General features: G+C 66.6%; 19 protein-coding genes. 7 read left to right on the top strand and 12 right to left on the bottom strand.

What is annotated here, in order from left to right; translation table 11 throughout:
• Window positions 1-170 precede the first annotated feature (170 nt).
• From FIU89_RS13790 to FIU89_RS13765, 6 genes are all read left to right on the top strand, one after another.
• A complete protein-coding gene (locus FIU89_RS13790; protein WP_254701681.1) occupies window positions 171-1,382 on the top strand; it encodes a hypothetical protein in 1,212 nt (403 codons plus the stop codon).
• 154 nt (window positions 1,383-1,536) lie between these two features.
• Complete coding sequence (locus FIU89_RS13785) at window positions 1,537-2,250, top strand: response regulator transcription factor (RefSeq protein ID WP_152493131.1); 714 nt, start codon at window positions 1,537-1,539, stop codon at window positions 2,248-2,250.
• Between the two features lie 37 nt (window positions 2,251-2,287).
• Complete coding sequence (locus tag FIU89_RS13780) at window positions 2,288-3,412, top strand: FIST N-terminal domain-containing protein (protein ID WP_254701680.1); 1,125 nt, start codon at window positions 2,288-2,290, stop codon at window positions 3,410-3,412.
• Window positions 3,412-5,706, top strand: coding sequence for an ATP-binding protein (locus FIU89_RS13775; protein ID WP_254701679.1), 2,295 nt, complete (start codon window positions 3,412-3,414; stop codon window positions 5,704-5,706). The genes FIU89_RS13780 and FIU89_RS13775 overlap by 1 nt, the downstream gene beginning before the upstream one ends.
• A gap of 15 nt (window positions 5,707-5,721) precedes the next feature.
• Complete coding sequence (locus FIU89_RS13770; protein WP_368373263.1) at window positions 5,722-6,396, top strand: hypothetical protein; 675 nt, start codon at window positions 5,722-5,724, stop codon at window positions 6,394-6,396.
• A gap of 113 nt (window positions 6,397-6,509) precedes the next feature.
• A complete protein-coding gene (locus FIU89_RS13765) occupies window positions 6,510-6,836 on the top strand; it encodes a hypothetical protein (RefSeq protein WP_152494524.1) in 327 nt (108 codons plus the stop codon).
• 7 nt (window positions 6,837-6,843) lie between these two features.
• Here the strand turns inward: FIU89_RS13765 and pqqE are convergent, their stop codons facing one another.
• From pqqE to FIU89_RS13730, 7 genes are all read right to left on the bottom strand, one after another.
• Window positions 6,844-7,953 carry a pyrroloquinoline quinone biosynthesis protein PqqE gene (pqqE, locus tag FIU89_RS13760; RefSeq protein WP_152493129.1) on the bottom strand — a complete coding sequence of 370 codons (1,110 nt, stop codon included), beginning with the start codon at window positions 7,951-7,953 and terminating at the stop codon, window positions 6,844-6,846.
• Entirely contained in the window at window positions 7,950-8,225 is a 276-nt protein-coding gene (gene pqqD / locus FIU89_RS13755) for a pyrroloquinoline quinone biosynthesis peptide chaperone PqqD (RefSeq protein ID WP_152493128.1), read from the bottom strand. The genes pqqE and pqqD overlap by 4 nt, the downstream gene beginning before the upstream one ends.
• Window positions 8,225-8,974 (bottom strand): pyrroloquinoline-quinone synthase PqqC, encoded by a 750-nt coding sequence (gene pqqC / locus FIU89_RS13750; protein ID WP_152493127.1) that lies wholly within the window; start codon window positions 8,972-8,974, stop codon window positions 8,225-8,227. Before pqqC ends, pqqD begins: the two co-directional genes overlap by 1 nt.
• Entirely contained in the window at window positions 8,971-9,867 is an 897-nt protein-coding gene (pqqB, locus tag FIU89_RS13745) for a pyrroloquinoline quinone biosynthesis protein PqqB (RefSeq protein WP_152493126.1), read from the bottom strand. The genes pqqC and pqqB overlap by 4 nt, the downstream gene beginning before the upstream one ends.
• A 28-nt stretch (window positions 9,868-9,895) precedes the next feature.
• Window positions 9,896-9,994: a pyrroloquinoline quinone precursor peptide PqqA gene (gene pqqA, locus FIU89_RS13740; RefSeq protein WP_057796095.1), complete on the bottom strand. Its 99-nt coding sequence runs from the start codon at window positions 9,992-9,994 to the stop codon at window positions 9,896-9,898.
• An 87-nt stretch (window positions 9,995-10,081) separates the two neighbouring features.
• On the bottom strand, window positions 10,082-10,768 hold the full coding sequence (locus FIU89_RS13735) for a response regulator transcription factor (RefSeq protein WP_152493125.1): 687 nt from the start codon (window positions 10,766-10,768) through the stop codon (window positions 10,082-10,084).
• Between the two features lie 47 nt (window positions 10,769-10,815).
• Window positions 10,816-12,384 (bottom strand): HAMP domain-containing sensor histidine kinase, encoded by a 1,569-nt coding sequence (locus tag FIU89_RS13730; protein ID WP_254701678.1) that lies wholly within the window; start codon window positions 12,382-12,384, stop codon window positions 10,816-10,818.
• A gap of 168 nt (window positions 12,385-12,552) precedes the next feature.
• Between FIU89_RS13730 and FIU89_RS13725 the strand changes: the two genes are divergently transcribed.
• Window positions 12,553-12,756 carry a hypothetical protein gene (locus FIU89_RS13725; RefSeq protein WP_152493123.1) on the top strand — a complete coding sequence of 68 codons (204 nt, stop codon included), beginning with the start codon at window positions 12,553-12,555 and terminating at the stop codon, window positions 12,754-12,756.
• Window positions 12,757-12,762: 6 nt separating this feature from the next.
• On the opposite strand, the gene FIU89_RS13720 is transcribed toward FIU89_RS13725, so the two are convergent.
• The 5 genes from FIU89_RS13720 to FIU89_RS13700 are packed head-to-tail and all read right to left on the bottom strand — an operon-like array spanning window position 12,763 to window position 16,551.
• Window positions 12,763-13,554 (bottom strand): ABC transporter permease, encoded by a 792-nt coding sequence (locus FIU89_RS13720; protein WP_152493122.1) that lies wholly within the window; start codon window positions 13,552-13,554, stop codon window positions 12,763-12,765.
• Entirely contained in the window at window positions 13,551-14,270 is a 720-nt protein-coding gene (locus tag FIU89_RS13715) for an ABC transporter ATP-binding protein (RefSeq protein WP_152493121.1), read from the bottom strand. The genes FIU89_RS13720 and FIU89_RS13715 overlap by 4 nt, the downstream gene beginning before the upstream one ends.
• Window positions 14,267-14,887, bottom strand: coding sequence for an ABC transporter ATP-binding protein (locus FIU89_RS13710; RefSeq protein ID WP_152493120.1), 621 nt, complete (start codon window positions 14,885-14,887; stop codon window positions 14,267-14,269). Before FIU89_RS13710 ends, FIU89_RS13715 begins: the two co-directional genes overlap by 4 nt.
• Complete coding sequence (locus FIU89_RS13705) at window positions 14,884-15,630, bottom strand: ABC transporter permease (protein WP_152493119.1); 747 nt, start codon at window positions 15,628-15,630, stop codon at window positions 14,884-14,886. Before FIU89_RS13705 ends, FIU89_RS13710 begins: the two co-directional genes overlap by 4 nt.
• Entirely contained in the window at window positions 15,631-16,551 is a 921-nt protein-coding gene (locus FIU89_RS13700; protein ID WP_254701677.1) for an ABC transporter substrate-binding protein, read from the bottom strand.
• Window positions 16,552-16,600 lie beyond the last annotated feature (49 nt).

The raw sequence follows: 16,600 nt of genomic DNA, 5'->3' as shown, positions 1-16,600 counted from the left end.
GTGCGGCGCGCATGTGTATTGCGGGATTGGCCGGGTGGATCGGTCGGCACCTGTGGGCGCGGCTTGCAATGGCGGACCTGGGGGACAGGGTCGTGGGCCCGCCCCGGCCTGAGGGCCGGGGCCTCTGGCGATGGCGGGCGGGAGGTCCCGGATCAAGTCCGGGACGGGGGGTGAGTGCAGCGGGCCTGTGCGTCTGGATGCTGGCGATGGTCGTTCCGATGATCCCGGACATCGCGGTCGGGCAGACGCGCGAGGTGCATCCCGGCGAGTTGTCCCTGGAGGTCAGCGTGGAAGAGCGCTCGGCGACGCCCTACACGCGGGAAATGGTGCTGTTGACGATCCGCGGCACCTATCGGCGTTATATCACGCGCGAAAAGCTCTTGCAGCCGGAGCTGGAGGGGTTCAACTGGTCGCAGCTGGGGCCTGACACCTGGCGCGAAGAGCGGGTGGAGGGGCGCGCGGTGAAGGTCTTTATCCGGCGCATGGCGGTGTACCCGGAGCGCCCCGGCACCCTGACCATCGGGGCGTTCCGGCACCAGCTGACGCTGACGGACGAGGGAGACGACTGGTTCGCGCACGAGATCGCGTCCGAGCCGATCACGATCGAGGTGGACCCGGCGCCGGAGGGCAGCGACTGGTGGTTCCCGGTACGTCAGTTGCAGGTCTCGGACCAGTGGTCGAACGCACCCGACCAGCTGACGCCGGGGGAGGGCGTGTTGCGGGTCATCCGCATCGAGGCGCTGGGGGCCACGCCCGAGATGATCCCGCCGATGCCGGAGCTGACCTCGCCCACGGGCATGATCTTCGCCCACCCGGAAAAGCGGCTGATCCAGCTGACGCCGGAGGGGCCGAAGACCATTGCCTTCTGGCGCTGGACGATCCGGCCGGGCAACGACGTGTCGGCCGTGGTTGAGCCGCTGAGCTTTGATTACTTCGACACCACGACGCGGCAGAGCCGGACGGTCGAGATCAATGCGCAGCGGGTGGCCTATGGCGCGCGGGTGCCCGGCAGCGGCGATGATCCCGCCGACACCGGGCAGGCGGCGCCCCGGCCCGACCCCGCCGAAGCGGTCTTGCCGGGAGTTCCGGCGCTGGGCGCAGCGCTGGCGGTGTTCGCGGCGGCGCTGATGCTGGGCTTGCGCGGACGGGCGTGGTCGGGCCTGCCGCGGCTGTCGGACCGGGTGCCGGCCCTGCATCCGCAGCGGCGCGCGCTGCGCCGGGCGGCGCGGGCCGGGCGCGTCGGGGAAATGCGGCGGGCGCTGGTGGCGCTGTCCCGGTCGGGCCCCGGCGCGGACCGCTATCGCGCCCGGCTGGCGGAGCTGGACCGGGCGATCTATTCGGACGCGGCCCCGGCGGGCGACCTGGCGCGGTTTGCACGCTGAAGGGCGGGACGGTCGCGGGCCCTGCAGGGCAAGGCGACGTCTTGCTGCGCGCCGAGGCGGAGCGGGTGGCCGACAGCCGCCGGTTCCGCCGCGCCTGTTCCAAACGGTTGATCATTCTCGATTTGGTGCTACTTTTCTCTTCGGGAGGATCGGCATGTTGGCAGCAAGAGACGAATGCGCGGGCGCGCAGCCTGTGTCGTCCGTGATGATCGTGGACGACCATCCGCTTTACAGCGACGCGCTGGAAACGGCCCTGACGCTGGGGTTTCCGGGATGCGACATCCGCAAGGCCGGCAGCCTCCAGGCCTGTTTCGACCTGGTGGACGACGATTTCAGACCAGACCTGGTGATGTTCGACCTCAAGCTGCCGGACGTGACCGGTGTGTCGGGATTTGAAAAGCTGCGCGAGCGTCTGCCCGAGGCGCGGGTTCTGGTGATCTCTTCTCTGGCATCGAGCGAACTGGTGCGCAGGCTGTTGCGGTCCGGCGCGATGGGGTTCCTGCCGAAGGACGCCTCGGCCAAGACGCTGCATTTCGCGGTCACCGAGATCGCGGCCGGGCGGCGCTATGTGCCCGCCGAGTACGTCGATGCGGAAGCCGGCGAGGAGCAGGACGATCTGTTCAAGACCACGCCGGAGCTGAGCATCCTGACCCCGCAGCAGGTCAATATCCTGAAGCTGATCTGCGCCGGCAAGCCCAACAAGCAGATCGCCTATGAGCTGTCGCTGGCGGAGGCCACGGTGAAGGCGCATATCACCGCGCTGTTGCGGCGGCTGGACGTGCGCAACCGGACCCAGGCGGTGGTGTTCGTGGAATCGGTGATGGCGCGCCATGCCGAACCCGAGGCGCGCGCCTTCCTTCAGCACTAGGCGCGGACGCGTGAAGCCCGCCCCCCCTGAATTCGTTGTGATCGGGGAATCCCGGGCCGAGGACCCCGCCGCGGCGGTGGCCGAGGCGAGCGAGGCGCTGATGGGCAAGGGCCTGTGCTTTGTTTTCGCGATCCTGCCCGGTTGCCTGGACGTGGACGAGACCAGCGCGCTGTTGTCCGGCGCGTTTCAGGGCGTGCCGGTCTTCGGCTGCAGTTCGGCCGGGCAGATCACCACTGACGGCTATGACGACCAGGCGCTGTTGCTGCTGGGCTTTCCGCGCCGGAACTTCCGCTGCGCGTCGATGCTGTTTCGGGACCTGCGGCCGGATCACGCCACGGCCTTTGCCGCCGAGGCGCAGAAGCAGGCCGAGCGGTTCCGGCATACGGCGGGCTGGAACCGGTTCGCGCTGATCGTGGCGGACGGGTTGTCCAAGCAGGAGGACCTGCTGGTGTCGACGCTGGACGCGGTGCTGGGCGACGTGCCGATCTTCGGCGGCTCGGCCGGCGACGGGCTGAAGTTCGAGCGGACCTTTGTGCTGCATGAGGGCGAGGCGCATTCGGGCGCCGCCGTGCTGTTGCTGATCGAGACCGACCTGCAGTTCCAGGGCGTGGCGTTCGACCATTTCCAGCCCGAGGGCGCGCAGATCGTGATCACCTCGGCGGACCCGGAGGAGCGGCTGGTCTACGAGATCAACGGCGCGCCGGCGGCGGAGGAATATGCGCGGCTGGTGGGCTGCCCGCCCGAGGCGCTGAGCCCCGAGGTGTTCGCGGAAAACCCGATGATGCTGCGCCACAACCTGACCCATTACGCCCGCGCGATCAGCGATACCAAGCCGGGCGGTGCGCTGTCGCTGCTGGCGGCCATCGACGACGGGTTGATTCTGACCCTTGGCAAGGCGAAGGGCAGCCTGGATGCGCTGCACGAGGGGTTGTCGACGCGCGATGCCGCGGGACAGGAGCCGGATTTCATCCTGGGCTTCGACTGTTTCCTGCGGCGGCTGGAATTCGAGCACAAGCAGCTGACGCAGGAGGTGTCGAACATTCTGCGCGCCCACCGCGTGATCGGGTTCAACACCTATGGCGAGCAGAAATCGGGCCTGCACATGAACCAGACCTTCGTGGGCGTGGCGTTCTTCAGGCCCGAAGCGCGGGTGCTGAACTGATGCTGGTGAACCCCGACGAGCCGCTGGATGTGCAGGTCGAGCGCCAGGCGCGGATCATCGACGCGCTGATGCGGCGGGCGAACCGGCAGGACGATGTGCGCCCCTCGGCGTTTCGCGCGTTCCAGTCGGCCATAGAGCTGCAGGAGAAGATGCAGGCGCAGGGCCGCGACCTGGCGCGCGCGGTTTCGGAGCTGGAGACGGTGCGCGGCGAGCAGGAGCGGATGCGCAAGAGCCTGGTGGCGGCGCTGTCGTCGATGGAAGGGGGCTTTGCGCTGTTCATCGACGGCAAGCTGGAGCTGTGCAACCACCTGTTTTTGCAGCTTTTCCCCGATATCTCGAACAAAATCGACACGGGGCTGTCGATTGGCCGGTTCTTTGCGCGGCTGGTGTCGAGCAAGTTCTTCCGCTCGGCCGACCGCAACCTGGCCACGCTGCCCGCCACGCTGGAGAAGCGGCGCGACGAGGGGGTGATCACCTCGGTCATGATCGAGATGGCCGACGACCGCTGGTTCCAGCTGAGCGCGCAGCACACGTCGGGCGACAACGTGGTGCTGCTGTTGACCGAGATTACCGATTTCGTGCGGCGCAACCGGTCGGAGAAGGAAAGCCTGATCGACCGGCAGGAGGATTACCTGAAGGCGGTGTTCCAGACGCTGACCTCTGGGGTGTGCACGTTTTCGTCGCGGGGCCGGGTGTTGATGCATAACGGCCAGTTCCGCGAGTTGCTGGGCCTGCCCGCGTCCTATGTCGCGGAAGGCGAGCCGGTGACGGCGCTGGTGGAGTATCTTTTCGCCCACGGGCTGGCGGTCGAGGGCGATGCCGTCAACATCGAGGCGATCTATCGCAAGCTGGTGACCGAGGGCGCGTTTCGCCAGCGCGTGCGGCTGGGGCCCGAGCGGGTGCTGGAACTGCACATGCACGAGATGCCCGACAGCGGCTACCTGGTGGAGGTCGAGGACGTCACGCTGGAGGCCCGCGCAACCGAAACGCTGGAACGCCGGGTGATGGAGCGCACCGCCGAGCTGACCCGCGCCAACGAGAAGCTGACCGAGGAATACGAGAAGAAAGCGCGGGTCGAGGAAGCCTTGCGCGACGCCAAGGACAAGGCGGAGAAGGCGGTGTCGTCGAAGACGCGTTTCCTGGCCGCCGCAAGCCACGACCTGTTGCAGCCGATCAATGCCGCCAAGCTGTTGATTTCGACCCTGCTGGAGACGTCGCGCGGCACCGACATGCATGGCATGGTGGAGCGGCTGGAAGGGTCGTTCCGCTCGACCGAGCAACTGCTGCACCTGCTGCTGGACATCTCGCGGCTGGAAAGTGCGGCGCCCGACACGGTGTCGCCGCTGGTGGTGAACCTGACCTCGATGATGAACAGCATCCATGCCGACCAGAGCCTTGTGGCCGAGCAGAAGAACGTGAGCCTGAAGATGGTGCCCTGTTCGGTGCTGGTGCGGTCCGATCCGGTCTACCTGTTGCGGTCGATCCAGAACCTGGTGGTGAACGCGATCCAGTACACCCAGCCCGGAGGCCGCGTCCTGGTCGGGTGCCGCCGCCGCAAGGGTCGCGTGGTGCTGGAGGTCTGGGACACCGGCATCGGCATTCCCAAGCGCGACCAGCAGCGGGTGTTCGAGGAGTTCGCCCGCGCCGATGGCGAGAAGCTGGCCGCGGGCGTCGGCCTGGGCCTGTCGGTGGTGGAGCGGGCCTGTCGCCTGCTTGGCCACAAGCTGTCGGTGAAGTCGAAGCCCGGCGTGGGGTCGGTGTTCCGGATCGAGCTGGAGACGGTGTCGGACGCGCCGGCGGTCAATGAGCCCCTGAGTCTTGCGTCGAATGCCGACGACCTTCTGGAGAACCAGATCGTTCTGCTGATCGAGAACGACGACGACGTTCTGTTCGGCACCACCAAGCGGCTGGAACAATGGGGGGCGGACGTGCTGGCCTGCCGGTCCATCGACGAGGCGGTGACCTGCGTCGAGGACATGGGCATGGCGCCGGATATCATCCTGGCCGACTATACGCTCGACGATGACGAGACCGGGGTGGATGCAATCGGACGGGTTCGCAATCTGACCAAGACGCATGTGCCGGCGATCCTGATCACCGCCGATCGCAGCCCCCGGGTGCGGGCGGCGGGGCTGACCTATGACATCTCGGTGATCTACAAGCCGGTGAAGCTGAACCGGCTGCGGCCGCTGATGGCGTGGAAGATCGGTCAGCAAGGGGATGCCGAGGCGCGGGGTGATACGAAAGTGGCCGGTGACAGCGCCGCCGGAGCCTTTAGTGTCTGGCCTGAATAGGGAGGAGATTTGAGCATGATGATGCGCGTGACGAGTGCCCTGACCGGGCTTGTCCTGAGCTGTGCCGCCGCTGTGGCCGCGCCGCTGAGCGGGCAGGAAACCTATGACCTGTTGTTCCGCAACGGCACGCTGGATGACGTGTCGCGGGACCAGTCGCTGGTTTACGAGCGGCAGGTCAGCAACGCGCTGGCGCCCGAGGCGGCGGAGCGCGACAGCGGCAAGGTGGCGCTGACCGTGGGCGAGGGAGAAAGCCCGCTGGCGGTGCTGGAATTGCGGCAGGGCGAAAAGTACCGCAAGCTGGGGCAGTTCCCGGCCAGCGTGGGCAACCCGATGATCATGTTCTTTTACGAGACCGCCGTGCGCGACATGGCCGAGAGCGCCGGCGGCAGCAAGTTCTACATCCGCAACCGGGTGAAGGAGGCGCTGGTGCAGCCCAACGAGGTGACGAGGGGCGAGGCCGAGTTTGACGGGCAGACAGTTCAAACGCAGACCGTGTCGATGCAGCCTTTCGCCGAAGATCCCAACCGCGCGCAGATGCGCGGCTTTGGCGACCTGACGCTGACGGTCACGATGTCTGAAGACGTGCCGGGCTGGTATCTGAACCTTCTGGCCGAGGCGCCGGGGCCGGAGGGTGGCGACGGCTACCGCTCGGAAGTGACTTTTGAGACGCTGGAGGAGGCGACGCAATGAGACAGCCGGTTGAGTACAGCGCACCGCGTCCCGGGCTTGACCCGGGACCTCTGCGTTCGGGCAGGAGGCCCCGGCGCGGGGGCCGGGGCGGCGTGGGGCGTGTATTGGTCGCGATGCTGATCGCGGCGCCGGGGCTTGCCTTCGGCCAGACCGCAGCGGAACGGCTGAACGATTTCCCCACGGCGGCGCGGGCGGATTACGTCTTTGCCTGCATGTCCACCAACGGCACCACGCGCGAGATGTTGCAGAAATGCTCGTGCTCCGTCGACGAGGTGGCGCAAATCCTGTCCTACGAGGAATACCTGGAGGCCGAAACGGTGTTGTCGATGCGCCGGGTGGGCGGCGAGCGCATGGCGGTCTTCAACAGCTCGGCCGCCGCGGCGAACCTGGTGGCGGAGCTGCGCCGGGCGCAGGCGGAAGCCGAGATCGTCTGTTTCTGAGCCGGCCCTAGTTGGTCGGTTCGACCGCTTTCTTGCCGGGCATGGTGCGGTAGACCAGCGGCGCGTCGGTGTTGGACGCGTGTGTGTTGGCCTGTGCCTGCAACGCCCCATGATGCGGTGACTTGATGCAGACCGGATCGGTCGCGGCGGGGTCGCCGACGATGGCCATGGCCTGGCACCGGCAGCCGCCGAAATCCACCAGCTTGCGGTCGCAGGATTTGCAGGGCTCCTGCATCCAGTCGGTGCCGCGATAGGCGTTGAAGGCCGAACTGTTATACCAGATCTCGTCGAGCGGCTTGTCGCGGACGGTCTCGAATTCCAGATGGGGAATGGACTGCGCGGCGTGGCAGGGCAGGACCTGCCCGTCGGGCGCGACGTTCAGGCCCGTGCTGCCCCAGCCTCCCATGCAGCGCTTGGGGTAGTCGTCGTGGTAATCCGCGGGCACGTAGTCGATCACCAGCTTGCCTTTGAGGGCGGCGCGGGATTCGGCCACGATGCGGGTGGCCTCGCGGGCCTGTTCGCGGGTCGGCATAAGCGTGTCGAGGTTCTTGAGCGCCCAGCCGTGGAATTGCACGGTGGCGACCTCGATCCGGCGGGCGCCCATTTCCTGCGCCATTTCGATGGCGCGGGGCAGTTGGTGCAGGTTGCGGCGGTGCAGGACGGCGTTGAGCGTGAGCGGGAAACCGATCTGGCCGATCCATTCGGCGACCTGCATCTTGCGCTTGTAGCCCCCGTCATAGCCGCCGATCTCGTCGGCCATTTCGGGCGTGGTGCCTTGCAGGGACAGCTGGATGTGATCGAGGCCGGCCTCGTCGAGTTCCTTCAATCGACGCTCGGTCAGGCCGATGCCGGAGGTGATGAGGTTGGTGTAGAGCCCGGCGTCGCGCGCCGCCTGGACGAGCGGAACGAGGTCGCGGCGGGAGGCGGGCTCGCCGCCCGAGAGGTGCAGTTGCAGCACGCCAAGCTTCGCGGCCTCGTCGAAGACGCGGATCCAGGTTTCGGTGTTCAGCTCGCTGTCCTGCCGCGCCAGTTCCACAGGGTTGGAACAATAGGGGCAGGAGAGCGGACAGCGGTGCGTCAGCTCTGCGAGCATGGCGATGGGGGCGGGTATCTTCATGCCGTCACGTCCAGGAACCGGCGGTCGCGCAGGGCGGTCAGAAAGCCGTTGCTGTCCTGCGCGATCTGTTCGACCGGGGCGTTGTATTTCTCGGAGAGGGTCTGCGTGATCTCGCCGAAGCTGCGGTGCCCGTCGACCTCGGTCAGGATGGCGTGGCCGATCTGGTCGAGGGTGATGGCGCGTTCGGGGGCCAGAAGGACCCAGGTGTCGCGCACCTTGTCGAAATGCAGGCGCACGCCGCGGGGCAGGGAGGGAATGTCGGTGGCGATCATCAGGAGGCCCTTTCGAGCAGCAGCCCTTCGCCCGGTTGCCAGGCGCCGGGGGGGATGCGGGCAGGTTCGACATAGGCGCTCCAGAGGGCGTCGAGTTGGGACCACAGCACGTCTGTCTTGAAGATCAGGGCGTTGGCGGCGGCGTCCTGTTTTTCTGCCGTGTCGGCGTGGTCGAGCACCCAGGCGAGGCCGAAGGCGACGTCCTTGGGGGCCTCTTTCAGCCGGGTCTTGAAGTAGCTGAGCGAGCTGTCGTCGGCGAAATCGTAGTTCTTCAGCAGGCCCTCGATCCGGTTGGCATGGATCTTGGGCGCGAAAAGCTCGGTCAGGGACGAGGCGACGGCCTCCAAGAGCGTTTTGTCGCGGACGAAGCGGACATAGGCGTCACAGGCGAATTTCGTGGCCGGAAGCACGCCTTCGCGGGAGGCGACGTAAGCCGGGTCGAGGCCCACGGCCTCGGCCAGGCGCAGCCAGCGCTTGATGCCGCCTTCGTTCTCGGCGGTGCCGTCGTGATCCTCGATGCGGGACCGCCAGGCGCGGCGCAGGTCGGGATCCTCGACGCGGCTCATGAAGGCGGCGTCCTTCATCGGGATGGTGTGCTGGTAATAGTAGCGGTTCAGCACCCAGGCGCGGACCTGGTCCGGCGTGCAGTCGCCGCCATGCAGGCGGTCGTGGAACGGGTGCAGGTCGTGATACCGCTCGGCGCCGATCTGGCGCAGGCGGGCCTCAAATTCTTCGCGGCTTTGCGTCATGGGGTGATCTCCATTCCGTCCTGTCCGATGATCCAGCCCGCCGCCTGAGCCTCGGCCTTTTCCGCCGAGTCGGGGCGCAGCACCGGGTTGGTATTATTCATGTGTACGAAGACCTTCTTGCCGATATCCAACCCGGCGAAGGCGGCGATGGACCCATCGGGGCCGGACATGGACATGTGTCCCATGCGTTTGCCTGTCTTCTTGCCGAGGCCCGCGCGGACCATTTCGTCGTCGCGCCAGAGCGTGCCGTCGAAAAAGACCATGTCGGCACCCTGAAGGCGGTCGCGCAGGTCGTCATTGAGCCGTGCGCAGCCGGGGATGTAGAAGGCCGTCGTGTCGCCGTTTTCCAGCACGACACCCACGGTCTGTTCGCCCATCAGGTCGGTCTCGACCGTCTCGCTCTCCATGTAGAGCGGGACCTTTCCCGGCACGGCGAAAAGCGTCGCGGTGAGGTCGGGGGCCAGTTCGAACGGTGCGTCGAGGGCGATGTTGGTGCGGGTGACGACGTCGGAGTTGAGCGCGTCGAAGATGGGATTCGCGGCAAGAACCTCGTGGATGCCTTTGGTGGCGAAGAGCGTGAAGGGCTGCATTTCGCGCAGGGTGAGCAGGCCCGCGACATGGTCGATATCGCCATTGGTCACCAGCACGGAGGTCAGCGGCAGCTTGCGCAGGTCCGTGGGGTGAAGCGCGGATGTGTTCGCCAACTGGTCGCGTATGTCGGGCGATGCGTTCAGGATCGCCCAGTCCGTACCGTTGCCGGTCACGGCGAGGGACGATTGCGTCTGTGAGGGAATGTCGCCCGAACGCGCGAGATTGCAGTTGTCACAACCGCAATTCCACTGGGGCAGGCCGCCCCCGGCAGCAGCGCCGAGAATATGCGCGCGGAATGACATCGAGATATCCTCCCGCGCGCAAGCCGTCTTAGATCAGGACTTCGCGCTCTTCGTCGAAGTCAGGTCCGTACATGTTGATTTCCATGCCGCATTCGATTTCGCGGATGATCGGTTTTGCCCATGCCATGATGGTTCTCCTCCTTTGAATGACGCTGTAAACATGACAACTCGGCCGCGGTATTGCGACTCTTATTTTCTATTAAACGCTTAGACTTTAGTCCAAGTTCCGGCATTCCGTGCGCGGCGCGAGGCCGTCGATGACGAAGCCCTGATTGCGTACCGTCTTGATCTCAAACCCGAAATCGGCGTCGCGCAGCTTTTTCCGCAAATAGCCGATATAGACGTCCACCACGTTTTCGTTGCCCGATCCCTCGGTCTGCCAGAGCGCATCGAAGATGTCGCCGCGTGGCAAGGGCGTGCCGTCATGGGCGATGAGAAGGCGCAGGAGGTCGTCCTCGCGCTCGGTCAGGGAGACTCTGGCGGTCTGGGTCTGCAGGCTCCGGTCGCGGGTCAGCGTGGCGGGCTGGGGGCGCTGCGAGGTCGCGCGGCGTTCCTGCACGCGCAGGCGGGCCACCAGTTCGTCGAAGCTGAAGGGTTTGACCACGTAATCGTCGGCCCCGGCCTCCAGCCCCGCCGTGCGGTGTTCGACATCCGAGAGCGCGGAGAGCATCAGGATGGGCAGGGTGGCGCCGCTCTCTCGGGCGCGGCGCACGAGGTCGAGGCCGCTGTCGGCGCCCAGCATGACGTCGATGATGGCGCCCGAGAAGGTCTCAGTGCGCAGCTTTTCAAGCGCGTGGTCATAGCGGTTGACCGTCTCGGCCTCGTAGCCGTGCAGGCCCAGCCCCCGCGCCAGGGCGGAGGTGATTTCCGGGTCGTCGTCGACGATCAGGAGGCGGGTCATGGCGGGGCGGTCTCTTTCGCGGCTGCGGGCTTGAGGATAGCGCCGTTTTAGCCGGATGAAAGGGCAAGGCGAACCGCGATCTTTGTCCCGGGTGCGTCGCCGAGGGCGGTGTCGCGGAGGACGGGACTTTCAAGGGTGATGGTGCCGTCATGGGACTCGATCACCCAGCGGGCGAGGGCGAGCCCGATGCCGAACCCCTGGGACGAGGCGCTGCCCGCCTGGGAGAAGCGCTCGAAGATGCCGGGCTGGTCCTCGGGCGGGATACCGGGGCCGTTGTCGGTGACGGCGATAGTGGCCATGTCGGCGGCGGCCTGCGCGTCGAGCCGGATCCGGCCGCCGTCGCGGGCGTGGCGGATGGCGTTGCGGACAAGGCCGACCAGCACCTGCCGGATCCAGTTGCGGTCGCATGTGAGAGTGACAGCGGGGATGTTCGACAGGGTGAGTGTCATGCCTGCGTTGTCGGCCTCGGCGCGGACTTCCTCGTGCACTTCGGTCATGAGGTCTGGGAGGGGAACGGGCGCGGACTCCAGCGCCAGTTGGCCGCTGTCGGAGCGGGCGACGCGCAGAAGGTCGTCGATGCGGCGGTTGAGGCGGGCGGCGCGGGCCTCGATCGTGGCGAAGGCGTCAGCCTCGGGTCCGCCCGCGGCGCGGCCGATCTGCGCCTCCATCAGGATGACGGTCAGCGGTGTGCGCAATTCGTGGCTGACATCGGCGAAGAAGCGGCGGCGGTTCTCGTCGATCTCGGCCAGGGTTTCGTTGGCGGCGCGCAATTCCTCGGTCCGGGCGGCGATGATGCTGCTGAGTTGCGCGCGGTCCTCTTCGACCGCCGATTTGCGGGCGGCGAGAGCGTGGGCCATGCGGTTGGTCTCGGCGTAGAGACCGCCGATCTCGTCCCGGCGGGTTTCGGGCAGGTCGATGGCGAAATCTTCCTGTCCGATCTTTTGCGCCGCATCGCGTAGGCGGTCGAGCCGGGCGAATTGCGGACGGATGAGGCCGAAGTAGAAGGCCAGCACCATCAGGACGGAGGCCACGGCGATGACGATGGCGGCCAGCGTCAACTTCTGGCGCAGGGCGACGATATCGGCGCGGATGTCGTTACGAAAGAGCTGCTCGGTCTGCACGGCCTGGCTGAGCAGGGGGTCGAAGCCGGTGGCGAAACTGTCGATATGAGCCTGCAGACGGGGGCGGTCGATGTCGTCGCTCGACAGACCGCGCATCGTGCTGGTCAGGAGTGCTTCCATCCGGGCGAGGCCGAGCGACTGGGTGCCGAAGCGGGACTGGGCGTCGATGCCGAGGTCCTCGGCCTCCTGCACGGCCTGGGCCACGTTCTGTTGCAAGCGCTCGAAGGAGGTGCGGAGGTTTTCGACCACCGGTTCCAGCCGCTGGGTGCGGGTTGCGGCGGGCATCTCGCGCTGAACGGCCTCGGTCGCGACGACGAGGAAAGTGGCGGCCTGGGTCGAGAGGCCCGCATAACCCGACATGCGCTGTTCGGCCTTGAGCGTGGCATCCAGACGGTCGGAGACGGCCAGCAGACCCAGCCAGAGGATGAGGGCGGTGACCCATGTGCCGACGCCCAAAGCAAGCGCGCCGAGGCCGAGGAGGGTTTTCAGCGACATGGCGCAAGCGCCTTTACCATGGGCATTTGCGATGAAGTGCCGCATTTTTTCGCACAGATTCTGGCGTGACGCGTTGCGCACGGTGCGGTTACGCTTTTCTTAGCGCCAATGGTGTCGGATGGCTGGAGGCACGGGAGCGAGGACCAACGCAACGCGTAAGGAACGATCATGATAGAGCTCCTGTTCGTCGCCTGCCTGGCGACAGATCCCACCCAATGCCGCGAGCGCAGCCTCGTGTTCACCGATGTCACGCCGATGCAGTGCCTTGCCGGGGCGCAGCCGGAACTGGCGCGCTGGGTGTCGACCCATCCCAACGAACGTGTACGGAGCTGGCGCTGCCGGACGGTGAACGATACCGAGTTCGACATCTGAGCGCCCTCAGGTCTTGCGCTTCATCAGGCCGCGGGCGGGGTCGTAGCCCCAGATGGCCAGCGCGCAGAAGACGAGCGTGCTGCCCAGGACCCAGGCGAGCGCGGTCCAGTTGACCTGCAGGTAGAGCGAGAAGCGGATCAGCTCGACCGCGTATGTGAAGGGGTTGAGGGCACAGATGTCGCGCAGGAGCGGTGAGCTTTCGGCCATCTTCCAGAGCGGATAGAGGGCCGAGGACATGAAGAACATCGGGAAGATGACGAAGTTCATCACGCCCGCGAAGTTCTCCAGCTGCTTGATGAAGCTCGACAAAACCAGCCCGAGGCCGCCGAGCATCAGTCCGCCGAGGATCAGGCTGGGCAGCACGGCGAAGTAGCCCCATGTGGGCATGGTGATGCCGAAGGCGGCGGCGATGGCGAGGAACGTGTAGACCTGCAGCACCGAGATGATCGTGGCCCCGAAGAGGCGGCAGATCAGCAGCCACCATCGCGGGAAGGGGCTGGTCAGCAGAAGGCGCATCGAGCCCATTTCCCGGTCGTAGACGAGGCTGAGCGAGGATTGCATCCCGTTGAAGAGCAGCACCATCGCGCACAAGCCCGGCACGATATAGGTCTCGTAGGTGATGTAGGTCTGGTAGGGCGGGATAATCGAGAGGCCGAGGGCCGCGCGAAAGCCGGCGGCGAAGATCAGGAGCCAGACGAGCGGGCGGACAAGCGCGGCGATGAAGCGCTCGCGCTGGTGCACGAAGCGCAGGAACTCGCGGGCGATGATCGCTTTTGCGACGCGGATGGTGCCGGTCATGCGGCTTCTCCCGTGCGCGACAGGAACCAGTCCGACAGGCTTTGATCGCCGCGGGCCGCGCCAGCGGTGCCGCGGTGGATGATCCGGCCCATGTGCAGGACGACGAGGGCGTCGCCGTCGCGCACCTCGTCGGTCAGGTGCGTGGTCCAGAGAACGCAGAGGCCGGTCTTTGCGAGCTTGTGGACGTGATCGGTGATGCCTTGGCGGGAGGCGGCGTCGAGGCCGACGGTGGGCTCGTCGAGCAAGAGCACATGCGGCTCGTGGATGAGCGAGCGGGCGAGTTCGGTGCGGCGGCGGTGGCCGCCGTTGAGGTCGCGGGCTTTTTCGTCGGCGCGCTGGCGCATGTCGAGCCGGTCGAGCGCGGCGTCGATGCGGCCCGGGATCTCGGATTTCGGCAGGCCCTGGAGGGCGGCGAAATAGGCGAGGTTCTGGCGGACCGACAGGTTGAGATCGAGCGTGGATTGCTGGAAGACGACGCCGAGTTTGCCCAGGGCCTTGCGTGGTTCGCGGCGCATGTCGTGGCCCGCGACGGTGATTTCGCCCTGGGGCGCCACCAGCAGGCGGGTCAGGAGGGCAACGAGCGTTGATTTGCCCGCGCCGTTGGGGCCGAGAAGGGCGCAGAAGGTGCCGGGGGCGACGTCGAACGTCACGTCGTCCAGCGCCTGCTTGGCGCCGTAGTGAAAGCTGAGGTTGTTGACGGTCAGGCCTGTGGTCACGTGGTCCGGTCCTTTGGTCCTTGGCTGAGTTGCGCGCCATCTGGCCCACCTTCCAGTGTCAGGGTCCGGTGTGCAAGCCGTGTCGCCTCGGCCATGTCGTGGGTCACGAACAGGGTCGCAGGCTGGTGGCGGGAGATGAGCGCCTCGGTGAGCGTCAGCATCCGGTCGGCGGCGGCGGCGTCGAGCGAGACGAACGGCTCGTCCATGATCAGGAGGTCGGGCTGGCCTGCGAAGGCGCGGGCGAGGGCGAGGCGGCGTTGCTGCCCGAGAGAGAGCTGACCGGGGAAGAGGGTGTCCTTGCCCGAAAGGCCGACCTCGTCGAGCGCGGCGAGGGCGCGGTCGCGGGGCAGGCCGGGGTGCAGAAGGGTGAGATTGTCGAGGGCGGAGCGCCAGGGCAGCAGGGTGGGTTCCTGGAAGACCATGGCGATGGCGTCGGGGCGGTCGATCCGGCCGGTGAAATCGGTGTCGATGCCCGAGACCAGCCGCAGGAGGGTGGATTTGCCGATGCCGGAGGGGCCGACAAGGGCCACGGTTTCGCCTGCCGCGATGTCGAAGGCGATGGGGCCGAGCACGCGGTCGTCGCCGAAGCGTTTCTCGGTGATGGAGACGGTGATCATGCGCGGCGCCACCGGGTTGCGTGGCGTTCCCACGGTTGCAAGAGCGCCCATTCGACCAGCAGCATCACGGTGATGAAGGAAAAGGCGTAGACCAGCACCATGGCGACGTCGAAAAGCTGGAAATAGAGGTGGATCTGAAAGCCGACGCCCGAGGAGCGGCCAAGGAATTCGACCACCAGCACGATTTTCCAGATGACGGCCACGCCGCCCCGGGCGGCGGCGGCGATGAAGGGGCCGAGTTGGGGCAGGATAACGTGGCGCAGGCGGGTCCAGCGGGACATGGCGTAGACGCGGGCCAGCGCGTCAAGTTGCGGGTCCAGCGCACGGGCGCCTTCGCGGATGACGATGGCGACGTTGGGCACCTTGTTGAGCGTGACGGCGGCGATGGCGGCGGCCTCGGTCAGGCCGATCCAGAGGTAGCAGAGCACGATCAGAACGAGTGCTGGCAGGTTCAGGAAGATGACCAGCCATGGGTCGAGCCAGCGGTTGAGCGCGGGGGAGCGGCCCATGGCGAGGCCGATGGCGGTGCCGAGGGTCATGGCGAGGCAGAAGGCCCAGAGCACGCGCAGCAGCGTGGCGCCGAGATTTGCCAGGAGCGCGCCATTTTCGATTTCCTGCGCGAAGAGCGGCGCGAGGGCCCAGGGCGTGGGCAGAACCTGCGGGTCAGCCTTGAGCGTTGATGCCACGACCCAAAGGGCCAGGAGCCCCGCGATGGAGAAAACCGGCGTCAGCTTGGCCTGCATTTATTCGACGTCTGCGAAAAGGCCGGGGGGCAGGGTGTCCGCCTGCCCCACGAGCTCTGCGCCGCCGAGGTCGTGCATGAGGCTGAGCAGGGCTTGGGCGGCGTCGGTGTCGATGGGTTTGCGAGCCGGGATGCCGGCGATCCAGTCGGTGCGCAGTTGCTTGAATTCGGCGTCGCTGTCGGCATTCATCATCGGGCGCAGGTCTTGCCAGATGTCGTCGGAGGACATGAGCAGGGTCTTGGCCTCGCGGCTGGCCTCGAAAAAGGACTGGGCGAGGTCGGGGTTTTCGGACAGGAATTCTTCCTTGAAATAATAGCCCAGGAGGGGTGTTTCGGGGTCGAGACCCAGTTCGCGGGCGGCGGTGTCGACGGAAATGAGTTCGCGCATCCCGGCGGCCTTCATCTTGGCGAGGTAGTGCCAGTAGTTGATGGCCCCCGCGAGGCCGCCGTCAAGGGCGGTGCGGAAGATGAGGGGCGGGGCACCGTAGACCTGTTCGGTTTCCGCTTCGAGGTCGAGGTCATAGGTTTGCGCCGCGTAGGCGCGCAGGATTAGCCAGGACTTGTCGAGCGGGCCGCCGGCGATGCCGATCTTCTGGCCCGCGAGGTCGGCAAGGGTTTCGGCGGTGGAGTCGGCGGGAACAACCACGCCGCCCACGGCGCGGGAATAGGGAATGAAGACATAAGGTTTGCCCGCGGCGCGCTGGCGTGCGACCCAGATCCAGTCGGCGACGGCCATGTCGGCCTCGCCGCCTTCGACCGCGATGCGGGTGGCGCCGTTGTCGGCATAGGGCTGAATGTCGAGGGTGAAGCCGTGTTTTGCGTCGAGGCCCTGGTCGACGATGGTCTGAAGCTCCCAGTTGACCGTGCCGATCTGGAGGGTCGCGGCGCGGATCGTGGGGGTTTCTTGGGCGTAGGCCGCCATGCTGCATAGCAAGAAGGAGAGAGATGCTATGATACGCAACATGGCGGGC

This window comes from Roseovarius sp. THAF27 (assembly GCF_009363655.1).
GTDB lineage: Bacteria > Pseudomonadota > Alphaproteobacteria > Rhodobacterales > Rhodobacteraceae > Roseovarius.
The sequence above is the reverse complement of the archived record's forward strand: the minus strand, read 5'-3'. Positions and strand labels throughout refer to the sequence as shown.